Raw genomic sequence first — 23,514 nt, 5'->3', positions numbered from 1 at the left:
GAGTGTAATCAGATCCCGGCGTTAACCTTTCAGGTCTCTATACACCCGCTGCATTGCTAAAAACCGGCCCGGAATTGTCCGGATGCTCTCAATCAGCACCTGACTATCAGCAGGAAAGAACAGCGCTTCGGGGAAAACGAACCTGCATTTAAAGACATGATAAAGCAGGGCAGATGCAGTTAAAAGGGATGGAACTACCTGGCAACACTTAATATCATATACCGGATATTGCCAGACTCATCTTTGAGCAGGCAGGGATAAATTCCGGCGGCAAGCCCGGAAACATCAAGAAAACTGTTTGCACCGCTGAAACCGGAGGTAAATGACGCTGTCAGGACTTTCTGCCCGGTTGAACTATATAATTCCACTTCATACCTTACCGGAGATTCGGACCACGGGAGGTTTACCCATACTCTTTCACCGGCCGGATTGGGATAAAGGAACGGAATATCCTCACCATCCTTGCCGGGATCCGGCACCTGAATGCTGATTTTCTGATTGTTCACACTCATCACCACATCTTCTGCATCCGGATGGAGGGGCGACAGCGTAATCAACGGTGAAAGCGCGTTGGTATAACCTGCTTTTTCACCCCACAGGCGGTATGTTCCGAAAGGTAATGATTCAAAGTTGAAATTCCCTTCCATATCGGAAAGTGCCCAACGGATGATACGGGTAAGTGAAGGATTCATCAGGTACACCACATGATTGGGTGCAGGCAGGTAACCCGGTGTTGTGGCAGGCGGGCCGGCAGGATCAAACCAGGATTCATTATAAATATCCGCATCCCTGCCGGCATCCCCCGGATAGGTGCAGGTTCCGCTGATGGAGCCCGCACCGGACGGAACAGTATTAGCAAGTCCTTCCAGACGGATATCTACATCATAAACATCAGCATCGAGGGGAAGCAGGTAGGCTGGTTGCCAGAATGAGCCGGAAGCGTAATAGGAAGGAACAAATCCGGCATACAATGACGGCTCACCAAGTGCAAAAAGATAGTAGGAACCGGCCGGTAATTCATTAAAAATGAATTTCCCGTCTTCCGTCGAATGAGCAAGTGCAACAGCCCGGGTTCCGGCTTCCTCCCTGTTCATGGCCAGCACAACGCCACCCGCCACCGGCCCTGATTCGTAAAATAACCTGCCCGAAATGCTGAAGGCAGGCTTTACAGTCAGCAGCAATTCATCACTTATATCACCGCACTCAGATTGCAGGTACAACGTAAGGATGACCGAACCGGTTTCAATATCTGCATCTCCGGGGGTATAATGCGTCAATAGTTGAGCAGGGTTGTCAAAAGTCCCGTCACCGGATGTTGTCCATAACAAACCGGTGAAATTTGCAGCGGTCGCAGTAGTGCTGTAATATCCGGACTCCGGGCTTACAATGGTATCGTTACCGGCAAATACCGATGGCTGTCCCATAATGGTTAGCAGCATACGGTCATAAAGGGTATAATCTGCATTGACGATGCCAAGGGTAAGGTTTACTGAGCCGGCGGCAATATCGGCGGGACCCGGGACATACCGGGTGCTGAGCGCCTGAGGATTGACAAAGGCCCCGTCGCCATCTGTTTCCCAGAATAAGTGCTGATAGTCTATGGCGGTGGCACTTCCGGTCACAAAGTACGTATCTTCACAAATGGAAGCATCCCCTCCCGCCCATGGGCCGGCAACCGCATAGCTATAAGCGCTTTCGTGTCCCTCAACCTGGTCCCTGATACCGTCAGCATCCGTATCGTATGCAGTAACAGCTATGGTTTCGGCCAGGTCATATGCACTGATTACAAAAAGGGTATCCGAACCTGCATCGGCGATCTGGCTGAATGAGCCATCAGGATTCAGGCCATAATAAACCTTGTAACCAGCAAGATCAGATTCTGAATTGGGTAGCCAGTTTACCAGCACATCAGGTCCGACCTGCCGTTTAACCACCATGCGGGGCCTGGAAACCGGCGCTACCGGATCGGGCTGATAGAGAAACGGCTTGTATATCACTTCTCCAAGGACAGGCTGATCATATACGTCAAAAATCAGGGAATCAATCACCAGGGTATCATTGGTAAACCAATAGTTTCCCTCAGCATGAAGGTCGGTTTCGAAACGGTTTACAAACACGGCCGTATCCCTGACCCCCTGAATTGAATTGTTGTGGATACCAAGCTGGGGGCCGGCTTCAAAAAGAAATGCCTCTTCCGCATTCCCTGAAACCATATTGTATTCAAAACGATTGTTGACCGAATATTTGAAATCCTTATGGGTGACCCTGATCCCGGCCGCATTATCATATATATTATTTCCGGTAATCAGGTTATTGTTTGATCCGTCCGTCATCAGCATTCCCCAGCCTGTATTCTGCCTGATTGTATTTCCTTCGATGCTGCTGATTGCCGCTTTGCTGAGCATAAGCCCGGTTTCATTCAACTCAATCAGGTTGTCCCTGATGGTGTCCGCATCCTGTGAAAGCTTAAGCCCGATATCGTTGTTCCTGATGATGTTATTGCTGATGCTGTTCAAACCCGGGTCGTTGTTCCCGCCGTTGCCGATATGCAGTCCGATGTTATTGAAGGCGACCGTATTCCCAGAAATCAGGTTGTGCTGGATGTTTCCCTGGCCTATGCTCATAAACAGTGCAATATTCCTGTTAAAGCTCAGGTTATTGTCGGTTATCCGGTTATTTCTGCTGATGTTGTTTGAAGGAAAGAATATGCCGATATCACAATTGGTAACCTGGCAACCGCTGATGATATTATCCCCCGAATTTTTGATGTACATGCCGTAGCTGCATGCGTCAATAATTGAATTCTTAAGGACCAGCGAGGCCCCTGACTGCAGATAAACACCATAATCGCTGTTCATGATCTGTATATCCGGAGCATGGATCAGCGCGGTATCCGATAAAACCAGTGCGGTGGTGGTTTGCCTGATCAGGGAATGCCTGAGCAGATTTCCGCCGAGGTAATTTCCTTCATCATCAGCAATGGTACGCGAAACAAAAATATTTATCCCGTCCCATTTCTTATCCGTATCGCCTGAGGGATTGTGCGAATCGAATAAAATCCGGTTTTCCGGTGTGCCTTCGGCCAACAAGGTCCCCCCTTCAATCCGCAGGCTGGTGCGGATCATAAAATAGAGCTGCGTTCCCGGCATGATGGTAAGGGTAACCCCTTCGGGCACAATCAGCGGCTCAATGACAATATACGGATTGAGCGCGGGGCTATAGACAGTATTTTCAGAAATAAGTCCGCCGACATACTCCTGGGCAACGAGCGGCCTCAGGCCTGCCAGGAAAATGATGAGTGAAATGAAACAAAACCGGCGGATCCAATAATTCATTCCAGTAGCAATATGTTAGGTCAGTCCCGGGTACAGCCGATCCGGAAAGCAATTTTTGTCAAACAAAAATACATAATAATTTCCTGATAAAAACTGAATGGGGCATCTTCCGCTTTTCTGAAATTTCTGTATAAACTGTAAATCAATGCAGTTCATGAAATAAAAAAAGGGGCATCAGGGGTTCAGAACTTATAGAGCAATCCGGCATTTATTCCCAGGGCTCCATAACGGGTATCGACCGGGAAATTCTTATAAACGCCCTGCATTTGCCGGCGATACAGTAATCCCGACTGGAATATGAGTTTTTTATGCACAGGAAGCATTACTCCGGCACCGATCAACCCTGAAAAGACCACCGCCCTGACATCCAGCTGAGCAATATCACCTGCTCCTTCGCGGTCAGTCAGAATATACAGACCTTTTCCTCCCGAGTTTATACCGGCAATCAGTCCGGCCCTGAAATAAATCAGCGTCTGGGCCACGGGAAAATTGTACTGAAATGTCAACGGGATTTCCGTGTAATTTCTCCGGATCAGCGAATTGTATCCGTACTTCTGCAGGTCAAGCGGGATGTAAGTGGAATCCATTACATAAAACCAGCTGGTATCTGCACCGGAAAGGGTAAAATAGGCATCCAGGGTGTCCTTCCTGAAAAACCCGCCAGAGGTGATCTGGTAATTATAATCGAGGTTTTGCCCGAAACTGGTGAACATCACACCGGTGGCCATGGCAATCCTGGCATAACTGACCTGAACCTCGACACCGGCGCTTCCGGATAACGGCTTGTCAGAATGAAATCTCCGGTAATCGGCCACTTTTGCTTCAAAGGCCTGGGAACCGGCGAAATCAGTCCGGCCCGCAAGCCATGACAGGGACACCCCTGCATATACCCTGAACTCACGGGTCTGCTCTTTCGCCAATGCTTCCAGGTCGGTAAATATATCCCCCTTCCCGATGCGGTCATCCGGCGACTTGCGCATGATAAAAACCGTATCGAACCTGACTAAAGTATCCCTGAGTGTCAGTGTATCGGTTCTGAACTCTCTTTGCGTGAGGTAAACAGTATCTCTTACAACGGTGGGCACAACCCTTACGGGCAATTGTTCCTCCATGTTCTGTTTCACTTCCGGTTCTCTTTTCTCCTCAGGATTCAGGTTATAAATCACCACCTGATTTCCGGTATGGCGGTATCCGAATCCCGACCCGTTAAACAGGATGTCAAGCACTTCATGCAGCGGCTTTCTGACTATGTTCAGGGTGAAGGTCTTTGAGGTATTCAGCTGATCAGGGTTGTAGGAAAAGGTAACTCCTGTATTTCGCGTAAGGCGCTCCATCAGCGCGGAAAGGGGTTCGTCCACAACGGTAAGTGTAACAGGCTCATCCGGCCTCACCGTCTGGGCGGATATAACATGCGGGGTCAGGCAAAAAAAGACTGACAGGAAAATAAAACCTGAAGAAAATTTTCGGCAGAGGGTGGATTTACCTTGAAATAAAGCGTTAACCAGGCGAAAAACAATACATTGGTTATCGCACCAGTACCTTTGATTCCTGAATTTCGAATTCAGCATTAAAGATAAGCGAAAGTGTTTCCAATACCTGATCAAGAGACTCTTTTTCAAAACGGGCTGTCAATCTTTGGTTTAACAAATCAGGGTTGCCGGAGATAAAGCTGACCCTGTATTTTGATTCAAGCGCCTTGAACACTTCCGAAAGTCTGGTTTCCTTAAAGATCAGAATACCGGTTTTCCAGCTCAGGAAATTAAGGTTATCATTCACCCCTTTGACGATCTGTCCTGATTCCCTGCTGTAGGTAGCCATTTCGCCGGCTTCAAGCAATCGCCCGGAAACAGCAGCCTTTTCGGGATCCAACCCTGAAGGATACACCAACACTTTGCCGGTATTCACGATTACCTTTACAAAGTCAGCCCCGGGATCTGCTTCCACTGCGAATGAAGTTCCCACGACCCTGATATCAAGACCGGAAGCATGCACAATAAAAGGTTTGCCGGCATCATGGCTTATTTCAAAAAACGCCTCTCCAAAGATAGAGATTTCCCGTGTATGACCGGCAAACCATTCGGGATAATTTACCGATGAATGCGCATTGAGTATTGCAGAGGAGCCGTCAGGAAGCAGGAATTGCCCTGAAACGGATTCTGTTGAGGTGAATTGCAGTATTTCGGGTTTCTGGTTGAGTATAGTAAATAAACCGATGGCAAGCAGCAGCATGGCTGCAATTCCCGAAACAGAAGCATACTTAACGATTTGTCTGCGCCGCTTTGAAATGGGATGTACAGGAGATGCGGAATGATCCGCAGAAGCGATTCTTTGTTGCAGTCTGGCCCAGGCCTTGTCGGTATCGTAGCTGACCTGTTTCTTACCTGTCAGCAATAAAAGTCCCTTGTAATTTTCAAAAATTTTTCGGTTAGCTGGAGAGGAGGCAATCCATTTTTCGGCAATACGCTGCTCTTCAGGGGAGGCTTCGCCCTGTATCATCTTGATGATGAGACGTTTATATTTAGTATTTTTAAAGAGCATTGTAATTTATCCGCCTTTCTTCAGCAATAAGACAATCGAAAACGTTTTTACCCCTACTGGGTGTGAAAATAAATTTTAACAATTTCTTAAAATAAATTCAGGAAGAGCAAAACCCACCACCAGAAGGGAAGATAATCGCTCAGCTTATCGCGCATGAACTCGAGGGCTTTCGACATCTGAATTTCCACAGTTTTAATACTGATATTGAGTTTTTTAGCGATCTCTCCATATTTCAGACCTTCAAACCTGCTCATTTCAAAGATCATCCGGCGACGCTCCGGCATAGATACAACCAGTGATCTGAACCTGCGCTCCAGGTCGTTATGCACCAGGGTATCATGCCCCGAGGCAGCCTGTTCGCCGCCCGTGGCAAAACCCACATAATCCTGATACTGGCGGGCAAGCCGCTGGTATTTGATATAATTGAGCGCATGGTTGCTGACGGCCTTGTAGAGATATGCCGGCAGTGAGGTGTTTATTACCAGTGAATCACGCCTGTCCCACATTTTGAAAAACATATCCTGAACCACCTCTTCGGCAGCCTCCGGATCGACTACATATCTGCGGGCATGAATACACAAGGGTTCATAATACTCCCTGAAGACAGATTCAAAGACCTGTTGATCGCCCTGGCGGAGGGCCAGCAAAGTAAGTTTTTCAGAATCTGATCCCATGGTTCCTTGTTAACCGGAAACAAAAATAATCAATTTCAAAGATGATTGTCAAAAAGATCTTCGCCTTTACCATTCTCTCTTTAACAGAAAAAATTGAAATAATTCATCTGACAGGAGCGGGTGTACGCCTGAATAAAATGAAAAGTTATACTGACTTTAATACGTTCGGCTTTGAAAAGTAATCTCCGGAATTCTCCTGAAGTTCATCAACATCAGATTTTTTAATAACCGGTCATGCCGGGTTTCAGTTATCCGCTGACCAGAGGGAATGAAATCCGCGGATGCGGACACGGCTGCAATATTTCAATCAGATCAACATTTTTTTAACTTTGCCCGTCGAGTATATATAAACCTTAACGGATGAAATCACCTTTTTACAAAAACCTGACACTGCTGGTACTGACTGCCCTGACTCTTCATTTAAACGCCCAGGGGCCGGAAAGATATCCGGTACAACCGCTCACCCATCATATGACGCCGGAGGAGCAGCTGAACAGGCACCTGATCGGCCGCGGGTTTGTCGAGACAGATCCACCCGCCGGAGCAGTTTTCAGCCTCGGTGAATTTGAACGGGCCAGGGGCGTGCTTGTCCGTTATCCTTTCGGGATTCCGGTTTCACTGATACGGGAGATGGCCCGCGACGCCATTGTTACCACCCTGGTTACGAATCTTGCTCAGGAAAATACTGTAAGAAATCTTTATACACAGGCAGGCGTTAACCTGCAGAACTGCAATTTCATTTACGCACCAACCGACAGTTACTGGACCCGGGATTATGGTCCATGGTATATTGCTTATGGCAGCAATCAGATCGGGATCGTTGACTTTCCATATAACCGGCCACGACCCGGCGACGATGAAATTCCCAAAGTGGTGGCAGAAGCCCTCGGCATCCCCTGGTTCGGGATGAATGTGGTGCAAACAGGTGGAAACTATATGAGCGACAGTTACGGGATGGCTGCTTCAACTACCATTGCCTATACGGAAAATCCGGGCCTGACTCCGGCCCAGGTCGACCAGAAGATGCAGGCGTATCTCGGCGTTAATGATTACCATGTGGTTGAAGACCCCAATAATACTTACATAGACCACATCGACTGCTGGGGTAAATACCTGGCAACAAACAAAATCCTGATACGGTCGGTGCCTTCCTCCCATCCGCAATACGACGAAATAGAGGCAACCGTGGCTTACTTTGCATCGGTTACAACCCCATGGGGCGTGCCTTATGAAATCTACCGGGTCAATACACCCCAGAACCAGCCTTATACCAATTCTTTCATCCTCAACGACAAGGTTTTCGTCCCGGTTATGGGATCACAACACGACGAACCTGCCCTGGAAGTTTACCGTCAGGCGATGCCGGGATACAAGATATTCGGGATTATGAGCCCAGCAGGCACCCCCTGGGAATCAACGGATGCACTGCACTGCCGAACCCATGAGATGGCCGATCCGGGAATGCTCAGAATCAGGCATATCCCGCTGCTCGGCAATATTGAAACCGGCGGCACCCTGGCTTTTGCAGCCAATGTCACGGCATACAGCGGTGCGGAAGTGATCGCTGATTCGGTTCTTTTCATTTACAGAATCAATCCGAACCCCTATTCACCCTTTGATACGATAAAGATGATCAATTCCATGGGCGAAAACTGGTCGGCAACCCTGCCTGCTCCGGAATACGGCAGCACTGTGCAGTATTACATTCATGCAGCAGATGCATCCGGCCGGAGTGAAAATCATCCGTTTATCGGCCGTCCGGACCCCCATGAGTTTTATATAGGAGAGCAGCTCTTCGCACAGGCGGTCGCATCGCCGCAGGCACTGGAAGCCACCACCATGCAGAACGAAACGGCCACTTTATCACTCAGCCTCAGCAATCCCGGACAAATCAGCCTTAATTATTATATCTCCGTTTCAACGGATATCCCGGATACCCTGACGCAAACCCTGACCAACAGTCCGACCGCCACGGCATATAATTACAATACATGGACCGAGAACGGATGGACTACACTGAATCTCACCGAACCGGGAACCATCAGTGAGCTGATCATATCCTATAACTGGACCACTGACAACTACCCTTCAGAAGGCTCATTTTGGGCTGAATCCCCTTCAGGAACCCGGTTGATGCTGGCATCAGGCCAGTCAAACGGTAATTATACAATCTCAAATATCCGGATTGCCGGTGAAGAGATGCAGGGTACATGGAAATTCTGGATTGAAGACAGTTACGGAGACGGCGGTCACCAGGCAAAAAACATTTCGGTAAAGTTTGTCCGTGCCACACCAACCGGCAACTGGCTGAGTTCAGATATCACCGAAGGCAGCCTTGCCCCCGGCGAAACACAGGAAATTTTAGTGACCTTTGACGCAACAGGAATGGAGCTTGGCGCTTACCAGGGCTTTCTTACCATACTTTCGAACGACCCGGACAACCCCGAACTCATCATTCCGGTAACAATGACCGTTACGGTGAATACCGCTGCAGCGGCCGGATTCAGGGAGCCGGAAATCCGCGTGTACCCGAATCCGGGCGCCGGAGCATATAACATTGACATTTCAGGTATGACCAGCCGTAATACAGTCATCAGGCTGGCCGAAATGACCGGCAGGGTAATCATGAAGAAAGCGTTTTACAACCTTCAGGAGGGCGAAAGTCTGCGTTTTGAAGCACCCGGACTTCCGCGGGGTATTTATATGCTGCATATTGATGCTGACGGATACCACAAAACGGTTAAACTGATCAGAAACTAGCCAGCTGCCGGAAGATCATTTTCCCCGGGCTCGATAGTTCAGGAAATATTTCAGGTCCTCCAAAGAGAAAAAAGAACACCCGCCGGCAGAAATGCCATCGGGTGTTCTTTTTGTCCGGGACTTATTGATCACTAAAACATAAATCCCAGGTTGATATACATTCCTTTATCGCCATCTCTTTTATCGCCGGCAAGACCATAATCCACAGCCACGATGAAGTTTTGATTCATGGCGATGCGCAGCCCGGCACCATAGGAGATGTGTAAACCCTGATCTTCGGATTTAAACAAGGCTGTTTTCTCATCCTCCGGAATTCCTGTCAGATTCATATCCATGGTTTTGGTGATCATGCCCATATCGCTGAATCCATTTAATGAAAAGTAAAAATTCTGTTTCCACTTATGGAATTTCAGGAATTTGTAACGCAGTTCAAAATTGCCATAGGTAAAAGCATCGCCGACCACCCTGTTGCGAAGTATGCCCCTGAGTGAGCGGGCTCCGCCAAGACCATCGTTTTTCGTAGACTTAGTATAGGTATTGATCATGTAAGGCTGCATATAAAACGGGGCCTTCCCGTCGATGGTTCCCTGCCATCCCAGCCGGTAAGCGAAAGTAAGGGTATTCTTTTTCAGCGTCAGGTACTGACGGTGTGTAAGGGCCAGTTTCGTATATGCCGTTTCGCTGTTTCCCAGAAAACGCGGGGCCGTCATAATTACCATTTCCGACCAGATTCCCCGGTTGGGATTGGGTTCATTGTCGCGGGTATCGTAAACAAGGCCGGCCTTCAGAAAATTATGTGTACCTCCGTCAGCTTCTTCGGCGGGAATCAATCCCCATTTTACATATTTGTCATAAAGTCCTTCCACTTCCGGCAGCAAATCTTCTTCATCGCGCCCCTTATTGAGCTTTTCAATATCCACGGAGCCAATCCTGGAATTGAAAAATCCGTAACCTGCGGCCCATCTCAGGGGCAGGTCGCCGATTTTCTGCTGAAAATCAAGGGTTATCCTTGCCAGCTTTCTTTCGTGCCGGTAGAAAACACGGGTAATGTATCCGGGATCTTCCTCATCAGTAAAAGACATATTATAAATGGATTCATATCCGTTGAACCCGTAAAAATCCAGGGCCTGCTCCGTGAGAAAACTAAAGTCGGCCGTAACCCGGATCTGATGCGGCAAAAGGTATTTCGAATCGAAGAAAATCTGGTTAATGCCACTCCCCTTGGTAGTACGCGACCATTCAGCATACAACGACCAGCGGTAATCCGGATATACGGTACCATCGCCATACTGAAACAGGTTGGCCAGCAGCCCGTACTGAAATCCTAAGTCGGAATCGAAGGCTACGGCCGGAAGGGCACCAAGGTTAAGCCCCTTTTTTGACTGCTCTGCTACAGTTAAATTAACGCTATCGGCCTGCGCCATCAACTGAACGGGAGAAAGCACAAGGAGACAGCAGGCTGAAGCGGCTAAAACCTTCAGCAGTAAAATTCTCTTTTTCATCGGCTATGGTTTAAAGAATGGCCGAAGATAGGGAATGAAAAACAATAAATCAACGGGGCAGAAAAAAAACTATCGGCCGCTACCCGAAGAACAAGAGCGAACAATCAGAAAAAGGCTGAAAAGGATATCAGATACAAACAACCTGAATGGCATGAAGGCTGGTGTGCCGGCCCTCTTTTTTGCAATAAGGGCAATCCCCTATCGGCTCGGTAAAATCAACACCACACCTGACACAGCGATAGCGCTGAATGCTCAGCACATGCGCCGGCGCTGAGAGTTTGTACACCAGAAGTCCTGTAAGCGGGGTAAGAAATATGCTGAATAAAAAAACCTTCAGCCTCCCTATCTTTTTACGGACGGCCAAAGCTGATATCACAAAGGACAATATCATATATATCAGCAACAGGGAAATAAACCATGTAATGGTCATAGAAATGAGTTTTGTTTAGTGTCACAAGTTTTAAAAGAGTGGTGCAAAATTAATGATTCAGGACAAGCTGCAACACTCCGTTATAAAACTATTTATGGCCGGTAGTGCAAAAAGTAATCAGAAATGCGGAAGATTCTCATTAAAATTGTCTGACCCCCTGCATACCGGGCAAAACAATTTTCCATACCTTAGCATGTTTTCAAAAAAACTGCGGTTGAAAAAAGCAATCAGAAACACAGCGATCCGTAAAGGAGATAAAAAAGTAATCCATGGGTGGGTGATGTATGACTGGGCAAACTCGGTTTACCAGTTAACCATTGCTTCGACAATATTTCCCATCTACTACAATCAGGTCACCCGCAGTGGCCCCGATGATTTTACGGTCAGTTTTCTCGGACTGGAAGTGATCAACACCGTGCTTTATTCATGGTCAATTGCTGCCGCCTACCTGATAGTTGCCTTTTTTTCACCGATGTTGTCTTCGCTGGCCGATTATACAGGGAGACGCAAATCTTTCATGCAGTTTTTTACCTGGCTGGGAGCCATATCATGCGGAGCGCTGTTTTTCTTTAACAGCTCAAACGTTGAACTCGGAATTATCGCATTTACGTTAGGAACCGTGGGCTACGGCGGCAGCATTGTGTTTTACAACTCTTTCCTTCCGGTAATCTGCGAAACAGCTGATCATGACAGGGTGAGTGCCCGCGGCTATTCGCTCGGCTACCTCGGAGGAGTGGTTCTGCTGCTTTTTAACCTGCTGATGATTATGAAACCGGGATGGTTTGGCATCAGCGACCCCTTTCTGCCGGCCCGCATCTCTTTCCTGACTGTCTTTCTCTGGTGGATCGGTTTTTCACAGATCACTTTCCGGCGCCTGCCAAGGTACACTTACAGAAAGCGGAGAAAAGACAAGGAGACCAACATTTTTCTGGAGGGGTACAAAGAGCTTGATAAGGTCTTCCAAAAAGTAAGAAGCTCCCGGAAACTGAGCTTCTACCTGATCGGCTTCTTTTTTGTGATGATGGGGCTGCTTACCGTCATGTTTATGGCGGCAACTTACGGTGAAAAGGAAATCGGGCTGAAAGAGGATGTGCTGATTCCGACCATACTGATCATTCAGCTGGTAGGCATGGGGGGCGCCTGGATGTTCTCCCGGCTTTCTGCCCGTTTCGGCAACCTGCCTGCGCTGATGATCTCTGTATTTGCCTGGATTTTAATCTGCGTGGGCGCCTATTACATCAGCAATTCCGTGCAGTTTATGATTGCTGCGTTTTTTATCGGTATTGTGATGGGCGGGTCGCAGGCTCTGGCCAGATCGACCTACAGTAAGATGCTGCCTGAAGAAACCACGGATCACACCAGTTATTTCAGTTTTTACGACGTGATGGAAAAACTGGCCACGGTTGCCGGCACGTTCAGTTTTGGCATCATAGAGGCGATTACAGGAAGTATGCGGTATTCCGTGCTGGCCATTGCTTCGTTCTTTATCATCGGGACAGTTTTTCTGCTGCTGACATTGAGGGTGGTGAAGCAAAACAGCCGCATGGCAGGAATAAACTAAGCCTGTATTATAAGTTATCATCCCACCCTGATTTTTGCTGCCCTGTTTAAAAATTTTGCAGATATAAGAATGCGTAAAAAGCCAAACCGGGAATCATTGCTTCAGATTCTTGACCTGATCTATGAAAAAGCGGTCACAGGACTTCCGGGCACTGACACCGCATCAGGGCTGGGAGAATCATACCTGCGGCAGGAAGGCACATTGCGCAAGCAGGTCGACGCCTTAATCCGCATGCAGAACATTAAAGCCGGCTCCAGTGGATTTCTCACGGGGCTTGGAGGGATCATTACCCTGCCGGCAGCCATCCCTTCAAATCTTGTAAGCGTTTTATACATTCAGATAAGAATGGTGGCTGCCATCGCTTATATGGGCGGGTACGACCTGCGCGACGACCGGGTGAAAACACTGGTTTACCTCTGCCTCGCCGGTAACGCAGCAAAAGATATCCTGCAGGAAACCGGCATTTTACTGGGAAAAAATTTAACATCCCTGTTGATCAGCCGTATTTCCGGGAGCGCCATTCAGGCCATTAATCAAAAAGTCGGGATCAACCTGCTCTCAAAAAGCGGCGGAAAAGGAATCATTAATCTCGGGAAAGCGGTTCCCCTGGCCGGCGGTCTGATAGGCGGCGCATTTGATGCAGCATTCACCAATATCATCGGAAATACCGCCAGAGGTATCTTTATACCCAAAACTCCGGCCCGGGAGTGGTAGTTCCTATGCTTCAGCAGGATAAGCAGACCGTTTCAGGTCAGAATTAAATTCCGTCTCCCTCTTGTAATTAGAAATTTACCCAATACATTTGCACCGTTTTCAATTAAACATTTCCCATTAAACTAAATCATTCATGAAAAACTTCCTGCTTCCACTACTCACTATGGCCATCCTCACCATTACCGGATGTCAGCAAAAGCAAACAGCCACAGAACCGGAGAATCCATTCTTTTCGGAGTACACCACACCGTTCCAGGTACCTCCGTTCGACAAAATTGACACATCGCATTACCTGCCTGCCTTCATTGAAGGAATCAGGCAACAGGCTGAAGAAATTGCAGCCATTACAGGAAACCCTGAAACGCCTGATTTTGAAAACACCATCCTTGCCTATGATAAATCAGGGAAGCTGCTTACCAGGGTCAGTAACGTCTTCTACAATCTCAACGGCGCCCACACCAATGATCAGATGCAGGAGATTGCCCGGAAGATTTCCCCGCTGATGTCGAAGCACCAGGATGATATTTCGATGAATCCGGAGCTTTTCAGCCGGATTAAAGCAGTATATGAAAAGCGGCATGAATCAGGTCTCGATGATCAACAAATCAGGGTTGTTGAGAAGTATTACCGGGATTTTGAACGCCAGGGGGCGAATCTCCCTGCCGGTCAGCAGGAAACGCTCAGGAAAATCAATGAAGAGCTGGCCATGTTGCAGGTAAAATTCGGGGAAAACCAACTGGCAGAAATCAATAAAAATTTCAAACTGGTCATTGATAAGCAGGAGGACCTGGCAGGATTACCCGAAGGGGTGATTGCAGCCGCTGCTGAAACCGCCAAGAGCACCGGAGACGAAGGAAAATGGGTATTCACCCTGGCAAAACCCAGCCTGATTCCATTTTTACAGTATGCCGATAACCGCAGCCTCAGGGAAAAACTTTACCGGGGTTATTTTATGAGGGGTAACAACGACAATGCCAGCGACAACAAACAGATTGTGAAAGACATTGTAAGACTGAGGGCCGAAAAAGCCAGGCTGCTCGGGTTCGACAACTTTGCCGCCTATGTTATTGATGAGAATATGGCTAAAACCACGGATAATGTAGACAAATTCCTGAGCAATCTTTTCAGCTCAGCCCTGCCCGTAGCCAAAAATGATCTTGCCGAAATGCAGAAAATTGCCAATAAGGAAGGTAACAGTTTTAAACTCGAATCATGGGATTGGTGGTATTATGCCGAAAAACTTCGCAAACAGAAATATGATCTGGATGAAACACAGATCAAACCTTACCTGAAGCTTGAAAACGTGAGGGATGGAATGTTTGAGGTTGCCAATAAGCTGTATGGCATTACATTTACTAAACTAACAAATCTGCCTGTTTATCAGAAAGATGTTGAAACATTTGAAGTTAAGGAGGCTGATGGTTCCCATCTTGGAATTCTCTATCTCGACTACTTCCCCCGTGCCGAAAAGAGCGGAGGTGCCTGGTGTACAGGATTTCAGTCGGCAGGATGGGAAAACGGCAAAAAAGTTGATCCCATCGTTTCCATTGTATGCAATTTTACACCGCCATCGGGAAATGCACCGGCCCTTCTGAGTTGGGATGAAACCACCACCCTCTTTCATGAATTCGGACATGCACTGCATGGTCTCTTTACAGAAGGCAAATACACCAGAACCGCAGGAAATGTCGCAAGGGACTTTGTTGAACTGCCTTCACAGATCATGGAAAACTGGGCAGGGGAACCCGAGGTGCTCCGCATGTATGCCCGGCATTACGAAACCGGTGAAATCATCCCCGACGCGCTGATTGAGAAGCTTACCAACTCCAGTCATTTCAACCAGGGATTTACCACTGTTGAATACATTGCCGCTTCGATCCTTGATCTTGATTATCATAAACTTAAATCTCCTGCAATGGTTGAGGATGTAAATGCATTTGAAAAAGAAGCCATGGACCGGATCGGCCTTATCCCGGAAATTCTCCCGCGTTACCGCACCACCTACTTCTCGCATATTTTCGACGGGGGCTATGCTGCCGGATATTATGTGTACCTCTGGGCTGCGGTACTCGATTCCGATGCGTTTGATTATTTCAGGCAATCGGGTGATATCTTTAACAAGGAACTGGCAGCTGCATTCAGGAAACACTGCCTGGCCGAGAACGGAAATGATGAAGGCATGGAGCAGTACAGAAAATTCAGGGGACAGGATCCATCGCAGGAACCACTGCTGAAAAAACGCGGGTTAAAATAACCTGACCGGCAGAAAAGAAAAGAGCGGCAGCATTCGAGAAAATGCTGCCGCTCTTTTTTCCGGATACAGCATTTGATAATGCTTAAACGATAAAGCGTTTGGAGTTAGCACAACAGTAATTGCGTTGAACAAATACTAAATCGGCATCACCCTTGCAGAATCAATTGTTCAGCCCTTTCGGGCTACTCAGGACTTATGTTCCTGGTGCATTCCTGAGTGGGGCTTCTCCTCGAGCAGTTTGCCGGCCCTTTCAAGAGCCAGGTTAATATCGGCACATACATTATCCCTGCCAACTATTTCAAACACATAATTTTTTTCAAGCGTATCATAAACTGACTTAACCGGTCCCGATATCACAACGGTAATCCCGGTTGCCTGGGTCCTTCTGATAAAGCTTTTCAGGTTACTCACGCCCGTTGCATCGATAAACGGCACCCGGTATAACCGGATAATTCTGATCAACGGCTTGGCAGTGACTTGTTTTTCTGCTTCATCAAATTTGTTGGCAATTCCAAAAAAGAAGGGTCCGTTAACCTCAAAAACTTCCACTTTATCAGGGATAATCAGCTTGGGTGCCGTTTCCGGCTCCTCGGCCCGCTCATCATCCACTGCCATGTTAAGCACCTCCACCCCTGAAGTATCAATAACACGCTTGAGGAAAAGGAGCACGGCCATAAGCAGTCCGAACTGGATAGCAATCGTAAGGTCAATAATCACTGTGAGCAGGAAGGTGGTCAGCAACACGGCAACTTCGCTCTTCGAATTACGGAAAAGACCTTTGAATGAACGCCATTCACTCATATTGTAGGCAACAATAACCAGGATTCCTGCAAGACAGCTCATCGGGATCAGCCGGGCCCATTTACCAAAGAACAGCAGGATCAGTAAAAGTACCATTGCATGAACGATCCCGGCCACCGGCGTCTTTCCACCATTCTTGATATTGGTCATGGTACGTGCGATGGCGCCGGTTGCAGGTATCCCACCGAATACAGGCGTAACAATATTGGCTATCCCCTGCCCTATAAGTTCTGTATTGGAGCGGTGTTTGCTTCCGGTTGCGCCGTCGGCCACCATAGCCGAAAGCAGCGATTCAATCGCGCCAAGCATGGCAATGGTAAAAGCAGGCGCCAGCAACAATCTGAATGTTTCCCAACTTATCGAAGGGATAAAAGGCCGGGGAATGGTTGCTTTGATCTCCCCGAAACGGCTTCCGATCGTTTCCACAGGCATTTGAAAAATGCTGGCAGCCGCGGTGGTCACCAATAGTGCAATCAGGGTTCCCGGCACTTTTCTGTTGATTTTGGGCCAAAGAACCGAAATCAGGACAGTAAACAAGCCTATCCCGAGTGCATAAAGGTTAACCGCGTCAAAATGAATAAAATAGTATTTCCACTTTTCAATGAAATCAGCCGGCACTGCCTGGGTTACCTCAAGTCCGAAGAAATCCTTTACCTGAGATGAAAAAATTACCAGTGCTATTCCTGAAGTAAAACCCACCACAATCGGGTAAGGCATAAATTTGATGATGGTTCCCAGTTGCAGCAACCCCATACCAATCAGCATAAAACCGGCAAGAATGGTGGCAATGATCAGCCCCTCAACGCCGAATTTTTCAACAATTCCATAGACAATCACTATAAAAGCACCTGTAGGCCCGCCTATCTGCACCCTGCTTCCTCCAAACGCGGAAATTAGGAAACCGGCAATTACAGCGGTAATCAGGCCCCGCTCCGGGGATACCCCGGAAGCAATCCCAAAAGCGATGGCCAGCGGGAGCGCTACCACTCCTACAATAATTCCGGCAATAAGATCGGAGGTAAAGGTTTTGAGATTGTATTCCTTTAGAGTAGTAAACAGTTTGGGATGATAAATCTTTGAAAACGTGTTCAATAAGAACTCAGACATGTTAAAAGCTATTAAAAAGAAGCTGCAAAAGTATAAAATAGGAGCTTAGCATGACTTCACCGCAAATAGATAACATATCCCCAGAGATGCAAATAAATATGAAATGACTGTATATCAAATGTTTGCAGGATGAAAGAAAATTATTAATTTACATTTGGAATTTAATAACACCCGATTTATGAAGAAATAATTTTACATGTGACGTAAGAAATTTCAGCAAGGCTTGTCAGAAATTCAATAATTGACTATATTAGCAGAAAATGGCATAAACAGAATCAACCGGATAGTTACTTTTTTCGCAAAAGACTGATTAACCAATTCAGTACCGGAATTTTTACCGGGATGGGGCCTTACCGGTGAATCTGGCTTAAGGGGATTATTTTTTGTAAAAATAATTTACAGTGTTCTTCAGGCATAACCATGAATCCGGCGAGCATCTAAATATTGTAAAGCTATGATTTCAGAAGGGGGAATTACCGGAGATAAAAACAGCAGTAAAAAGATGCAGAATCCCGGCATGGGCGCGCTGGGAAATGATTATAAGAAAGAGCAGAACGAACGCAAAAGGGCTGAGAACCTGCTCCGCCTGAGCGAAATTAAAATTCAGGCCCTTACAGAAGCCATTCCCGACCTGATCTTCAGGATTAACCGTGAAGGTATTTACCTGGATTACAAAGCAGCAGGCAGCGATCTTTTTCACCAGGCAGATTCCATCATCGGAAAGAACAACAGGGAGATTACCCCCCCCGACTTTGCAGATTTAATTGACGCTAAAATTAAACTTACCCTCGATACAGGTGAAATGCAATATTTTGAATATCAGCTTCCTATCCCTTTAAAAGGCTTATGTTCCTATGAAGCCCGGCTCGTACCCAACGGACCGGATGAGGTCCTTGCTATTGTTCGTGATGTTACAGGTAATAAACTTACCGGAGAGGCATTGATTGAAAGCAATCTGAACCAGCGGGCGATCATGGACTCAATATCCGACGGTCTGTTACTTATTAACAAAGACGGAACTATAATCGACAGCAATGAAGCGAATGCAAAATTTTACGGATTTTCGACCGAATCAATCAGGGGGAAGAACCTTTTTGATTTTTTCCCTTCCTCATATAAACCCAACCGGGAGGAATTGCTAAAAGTCGTTTTTGAAAAAGGGAAAGCCCTTGAGTCAGAATCATTTTTTCATGACAGGTGGTTTGAATATGCTGTTCATCCGGTAGCTGATGCATCAGGCATCATCAATAAAGCGGTAATCAATGCACGGGATGTCACCCATCAGAAAAATCTGATCAGTGAACTGGAAACGGCTTTGAAAGAAAACAGGGAAAGCTCCGGATTCCTTGAAAACCTGATCAACAGTATTCCGGATGTTATCGGGATACAGGACAATAAGCATCAGATTATCAGGTATAACAAAGCAGGGTATGAGTTTCTGAATACTTCCCCGGAAGAGATCAGGGGGAAAAAATGTTTTCACCTGATTGACAGGGACCAGGAATGTGAACTTTGCGCCACTTCTATCAGCTACAGAACAAAGAAACCTGCACATATAGAGCGCTACTTCCCTGAAAAGCAACTCTGGCTCGACATCCGGTCATATCCAATCCTTGATAATGAAGGAGAGATCAGGTTGGTGATTGAGCATTTGCGGGATATAACCCATATCAAGGCCATTGAAGTCGCCCTGCGAAAAAGTGAAGAACGTTACAAAGAACTTTTCAACTCTTCGGCCGGCGGAATATTGATCGGATCGCAGGAGGGAGTCATCATACAGGTGAATTCAACATTTGCCGAAATGACCGGCTTTGCACCCGAATTTCTGATTGGGAAGCACATCAGCGAAAGTATTTTTACAGAAGAAAGCCTGAAGGCTTTTCCTTTCAGGTTTGACCTGCTGAAGCAGGGTAAGACAGTAACCAGCGAAAGAACTATTATTACCGCGGATAACCGGCTGCTGCAGGTTGAAATGCATACACACATTCTGCCCGATGGCACTTATCAGTCGATTTATCATGATATTACCGAGCGAAAGCGGGCAGAAGAAGAAATCAACAGACAAAACGAGGCCCTCAGAAAAATCAATCTGGAAAAAGACAAGTTCTTCTCCATTATTGCCCATGACCTGAGGAGTCCGTTCACTTCTTTTCTTGGTTTAACCGAACTGATGGCCGAAGAGATAGATTCCATGCCCAGGGAGGAGGTCCGCTTTATAGCCAACGAATTAAAAAAATCGGCTTCCAACCTTTATAATCTGCTGGAGAATCTTCTGGAATGGTCAATGGTTCAGAGAAATATGAAACCCTTCAGCCCGCAAAAAATCAACCTCCGGTCTGTCGCCCGTCAAAGTACTGAAACGTTGCGGGAAGCCGCCACAAGCAAACAAATCAGGGTAACGCTGGATATACCCGAAGCAATTACAGTAATGGTGGACAAGCCAATGCTTGATACCATTTTCAGAAACCTTTTTTCCAATGCTGTCAAGTTTACGGCTAAAGGGGGCAGTGTAACGATTTCGGCCGGAGAGACGCTTAACGGAAATATCGAAATAAAAATAAATGATTCCGGCATTGGCATCCCGGAAACCATGATCGGAACGATTTTCAATATTTCCGGTAAACACAACCGGCCCGGCACTTCCGGTGAACCGAGTACCGGCCTGGGTCTGTTGCTTTGCAAAGAGTTTGTCGAAAAAAACGGGGGCAAAATCGGTGTGAAAAGTACTGTAGGGAAAGGAAGCTGTTTTTATTTTACACTTCCTCGTGGTTAAAAGAAAACATGAAAGGCGGGAATTCATGAAAACACAGGAAAACATAAAATCAGCATCAGGACCTTACGGGATTTTTGATGCAATGAATGTATATGTGTGTATCACAAACGGTAAGAAGAAAATCGTCCATGCGAATTCAGCTCTCTGTAAAAGGGCCGGATCGGAATTATTACCTCTTAAAGGCAAATCTGTTTTCTGGAAAGCCAAAATTCCACGTGCCGGAAATGCCGTGAAACAAAAATATGATTTCAAAGAAATCTGGAGCGAGCAATTAAACGGATGGTTCAATATTTCGATATCCGGATTTGCTGATCATCAAACAGCGAATGGATGGATCTGGACAGCTATTGAGCTGACGCAACCGGCAAAACCGGAATCGTTGCAAACCTTGTACAAAAGCGATAAAACAGCACACCGGGACTTATATCAGACTCTTTTCGAAACATCCCCTTCCGGGATTCTGTTACTGAATGAAGATGGGATTATCATCGATGTCAATCAGTCTTCCTGCAGATCAACCAACTATACAAGAGATGAGTTGATTGGCAGCCATGTAAGCGTGCTGGCACTTCCTGAAAGCGCCGGCATGGTAAATCATAATATAAAAAAGATCCTGAATGGCCAGTTACTTGAGCACGAAGTAACCAGCAGGCGCAAAGACGGCTCCTACTATTATTCGTTGCTCACAGAGTCACTTGTCCGGCTTCCCGGCGGAGAACGGGGCATATTATCGGTCTCCAACGATATAACTGAACGCAAAATGGCCGAACTGGCACTCAGAGAGAGTGAGCAGAAATTCAGGAATATTGCCAATTATACCGCTAACTGGGAATCTCTTTTCAATGAGAAAGGGAAAATTGTATGGACCAATCCCGCAGCAGAGCGGTTTACCGGTTATACTCCGGAAGAGATTATTGCAATGCCTGATGTGATTGAAGTACTAATCACAGAACAAGACCGTGAAAGTGCAAGGAGAATTCTAGAGGATGGCCTCAGGGAAAAGACCGGCAAAGAGAGTGTAATCAGATGCAGGAGAAAAGATGGGTCATGCTTTTGGCTTTCAATTTCCTGGACGCAGATCCTGGATAATAATGGTAATCTCATTGGTATCAGAACAAGTGGTCAAAACGTTTCAAATCGGCTTGAAGCAGTGGAGGCACTTCAACGAAGTGAAAACCTGTACCGGCAAATGATTGAAAATGCACCCATTGGCATGCATTTTTACGAACTGGACGGTGACGGCCGGCTGATCTTTACGAGAGCCAATCCCGCCGCTGACCGGATTCTCGGGCTCGACAACTCCCGGTACATCGGAATGGAAATCGGGAAAGCCTTTCCCAATCTGAAAGGCACGGATATAGCCGAGTTTTACAAGAATGCCGCTATCAACAACAGGGCATGGATTGCCGAGCAGCTTGATTATACCGATAATAAGATTTCCGGAGCATTTGAAGTGAAGGCCTTTCAAACCGCCCCCGGAAAAATGGTAGCTACTTTTTCGGATATCACCAAACGAAAAAAAACCGAAGAAGCGCTGAGCGAAAGCCGCCGCTTGTTTGAAGCCCTTACACGAATGGCACCTGTCGGAATATTCAGAACCGATGCCGAAGGTAAAACTACCTTTGTCAATCCAAAGTGGTCTGCCCTTTCAGGCCTTTCGTTCGATGAGGCCCTGCAGGATAAATACCTTGCCGCAATACATCCTGATGACAGAAATGAGCGGATGTGTGAATGGAAAAAAGCTGTAAAACAAAAGATTCCCGTGATTTCGGAATACCGTTTTGTCAGGCCCAACGGCAGCATAATCTGGGTACAGGGCCAGGCAGTCCCCGAGGTGGTTGACGGACAGGTGAAAGGTTTTATCGGCACCATTACGGACATTACCGAATTGATAGAAATACAGCATGAACTGATCAGGGCCAAAGAAAAAGCGGAAGCCAGCAACCGGCTTAAAACCACCTTCATGAAAAATATCTCTCACGAGATTCGCACCCCTCTGAACGGGATATTCGGATTCGCGCAACTGATCGGGTCAGGGGAATACACCGAAAAAGAAAACCAGGAATTTATAAGTTTCCTGGACAAGAGTGTCACCAGGCTGACCAAAACCATTGATAACATCATGGAGATTTCACTGCTGATGTCAGGAAATATGGTTAAGAATGAGGGCGTTTTCCGGTTTACAGACCTGCTAAAGGAAGTGTACCACCATTTTAAACCTGTTGCCCAGCATAAAGGAATTGAATTAAACCTTGTAATGAACGGCAGTGAGAATGCCTCGCTGGTAATTACCGATAAAGTAATTCTCAAAAGAATACTGGAAGAAATAACGGATAATGCCGTAAAATTCACTGAAAAAGGTGAAGTAAAAATAAAATACACAATCACGGAAAATGCAATTAATATCGAAGTAACTGACACAGGAATCGGCATATCCGAAGAATACCTTCCACTGATATTTGAACCTTTTATGCAGGAAAATGTGTATTCAACAAGGATAAAAAACAGCACAGGGCTGGGTCTTTCAATTGTTCAGGGTTCAACTGTATTGCTTGGAGGTGAAATCAAAGTATCCTCTGTGAAGGGAACAGGCACTTCTATAAACCTGACCTTTCCGGTAAGAATTCCCGGCAAAGAAACCCAGAATGAATCCGCCAAACCGGAGACTGTCAGTATCAGCGGCTACAGGCCGGCTATCCTGATCGTTGAAGACGAAGCCATCAACAGGCTCTTTATCAAGAAACTGCTCAGTAAGCATGACTGCCGTATATTTACGGCATCAGGCGGGCCCGAAGCCATCGCGCTGGTAAAAGGCGAAAGCAAGATTGATATAATCCTGATGGATATAAAAATGCCCGGCATGGACGGAACTGAAGCGGTGAGGCAGATCCGGATGTACAAACCCGGTATAAAGATAGTCGCGGTAACAGCTTACGGAAGTGTGCAAGACCGTGAGAAATGCCTGGAGGCCGGCTGTGATGACTATATCGCCAAACCATTTCACGGCAAGGACCTTTTCAGCCTTTTGCAAAGCCTGATCAACTGGCCCGGACCGGAAGAATAAA

Annotated in this window: 13 protein-coding genes; 6 read left to right on the top strand and 7 right to left on the bottom strand. The window is 46.8% G+C overall.

The genetic code is table 11. The annotated features are described in order from the left end of the window. Nucleotides 1-194 precede the first annotated feature (194 nt). The 4 genes from TBC1_RS01815 to TBC1_RS01800 form a co-directional block, all read right to left on the bottom strand. Nucleotides 195-3,335 carry a NosD domain-containing protein gene (locus TBC1_RS01815; protein WP_062037660.1) on the bottom strand — a complete coding sequence of 1,047 codons (3,141 nt, stop codon included), beginning with the start codon at nucleotides 3,333-3,335 and terminating at the stop codon, nucleotides 195-197. A 182-nt stretch (nucleotides 3,336-3,517) separates the two neighbouring features. Next, nucleotides 3,518-4,693 (bottom strand): STN domain-containing protein, encoded by a 1,176-nt coding sequence (locus TBC1_RS01810; protein ID WP_172668801.1) that lies wholly within the window; start codon nucleotides 4,691-4,693, stop codon nucleotides 3,518-3,520. Between the two features lie 166 nt (nucleotides 4,694-4,859). After that, nucleotides 4,860-5,873 carry a FecR family protein gene (locus tag TBC1_RS01805; protein ID WP_082189442.1) on the bottom strand — a complete coding sequence of 338 codons (1,014 nt, stop codon included), beginning with the start codon at nucleotides 5,871-5,873 and terminating at the stop codon, nucleotides 4,860-4,862. An 86-nt stretch (nucleotides 5,874-5,959) separates the two neighbouring features. Beyond that, a complete protein-coding gene (locus TBC1_RS01800; RefSeq protein ID WP_062037650.1) occupies nucleotides 5,960-6,547 on the bottom strand; it encodes an RNA polymerase sigma-70 factor in 588 nt (195 codons plus the stop codon). Between the two features lie 360 nt (nucleotides 6,548-6,907). Between TBC1_RS01800 and TBC1_RS01795 the strand changes: the two genes are divergently transcribed. After that, nucleotides 6,908-9,307, top strand: a complete 2,400-nt coding sequence (locus TBC1_RS01795; RefSeq protein ID WP_062037647.1) for an agmatine deiminase family protein — start codon at nucleotides 6,908-6,910, stop codon at nucleotides 9,305-9,307. A 131-nt stretch (nucleotides 9,308-9,438) separates the two neighbouring features. Here TBC1_RS01795 and omp85 read toward each other — a convergent pair whose 3' ends face one another. Together omp85 and TBC1_RS17750 are read right to left on the bottom strand one after the other, a co-directional pair. Beyond that, entirely contained in the window at nucleotides 9,439-10,809 is a 1,371-nt protein-coding gene (omp85, locus tag TBC1_RS01790) for an Omp85 family outer membrane protein (protein WP_062037644.1), read from the bottom strand. 127 nt (nucleotides 10,810-10,936) lie between these two features. Continuing rightward, the gene (locus TBC1_RS17750) at nucleotides 10,937-11,239 is read right to left on the bottom strand and encodes a hypothetical protein (RefSeq protein WP_137305367.1); all 303 of its coding nucleotides are present in this window, start codon (nucleotides 11,237-11,239) and stop codon (nucleotides 10,937-10,939) included. A 214-nt stretch (nucleotides 11,240-11,453) separates the two neighbouring features. Between TBC1_RS17750 and TBC1_RS01780 the strand changes: the two genes are divergently transcribed. The 3 genes from TBC1_RS01780 (at nucleotide 11,454) to TBC1_RS01770 (ending at nucleotide 15,768) form a co-directional block, all read left to right on the top strand. After that, the gene (locus TBC1_RS01780; RefSeq protein WP_201781620.1) at nucleotides 11,454-12,800 is read left to right on the top strand and encodes an MFS transporter; all 1,347 of its coding nucleotides are present in this window, start codon (nucleotides 11,454-11,456) and stop codon (nucleotides 12,798-12,800) included. Between the two features lie 69 nt (nucleotides 12,801-12,869). Then, complete coding sequence (locus TBC1_RS01775) at nucleotides 12,870-13,514, top strand: EcsC family protein (RefSeq protein WP_062037629.1); 645 nt, start codon at nucleotides 12,870-12,872, stop codon at nucleotides 13,512-13,514. 133 nt (nucleotides 13,515-13,647) lie between these two features. Continuing rightward, a complete protein-coding gene (locus TBC1_RS01770) occupies nucleotides 13,648-15,768 on the top strand; it encodes a M3 family metallopeptidase (RefSeq protein WP_062037626.1) in 2,121 nt (706 codons plus the stop codon). Nucleotides 15,769-15,954: 186 nt separating this feature from the next. On the opposite strand, the gene TBC1_RS01765 is transcribed toward TBC1_RS01770, so the two are convergent. Next, on the bottom strand, nucleotides 15,955-17,676 hold the full coding sequence (locus tag TBC1_RS01765) for a SulP family inorganic anion transporter (RefSeq protein ID WP_062037623.1): 1,722 nt from the start codon (nucleotides 17,674-17,676) through the stop codon (nucleotides 15,955-15,957). A gap of 454 nt (nucleotides 17,677-18,130) precedes the next feature. On the opposite strand from TBC1_RS01765, the gene TBC1_RS01760 reads away from it, so the two are divergent. Next, nucleotides 18,131-20,449 (top strand): PAS domain S-box protein, encoded by a 2,319-nt coding sequence (locus tag TBC1_RS01760; RefSeq protein ID WP_062037620.1) that lies wholly within the window; start codon nucleotides 18,131-18,133, stop codon nucleotides 20,447-20,449. Nucleotides 20,450-20,474: 25 nt separating this feature from the next. After that, nucleotides 20,475-23,513: a hybrid sensor histidine kinase/response regulator gene (locus TBC1_RS01755; RefSeq protein ID WP_062037617.1), complete on the top strand. Its 3,039-nt coding sequence runs from the start codon at nucleotides 20,475-20,477 to the stop codon at nucleotides 23,511-23,513. Nucleotide 23,514 lies beyond the last annotated feature (1 nt).

The organism is Lentimicrobium saccharophilum (assembly GCF_001192835.1).
Classification (GTDB): domain Bacteria; phylum Bacteroidota; class Bacteroidia; order Bacteroidales; family Lentimicrobiaceae; genus Lentimicrobium; species Lentimicrobium saccharophilum.
The sequence above is the reverse complement of the archived record's forward strand: the minus strand, read 5'-3'. Positions and strand labels throughout refer to the sequence as shown.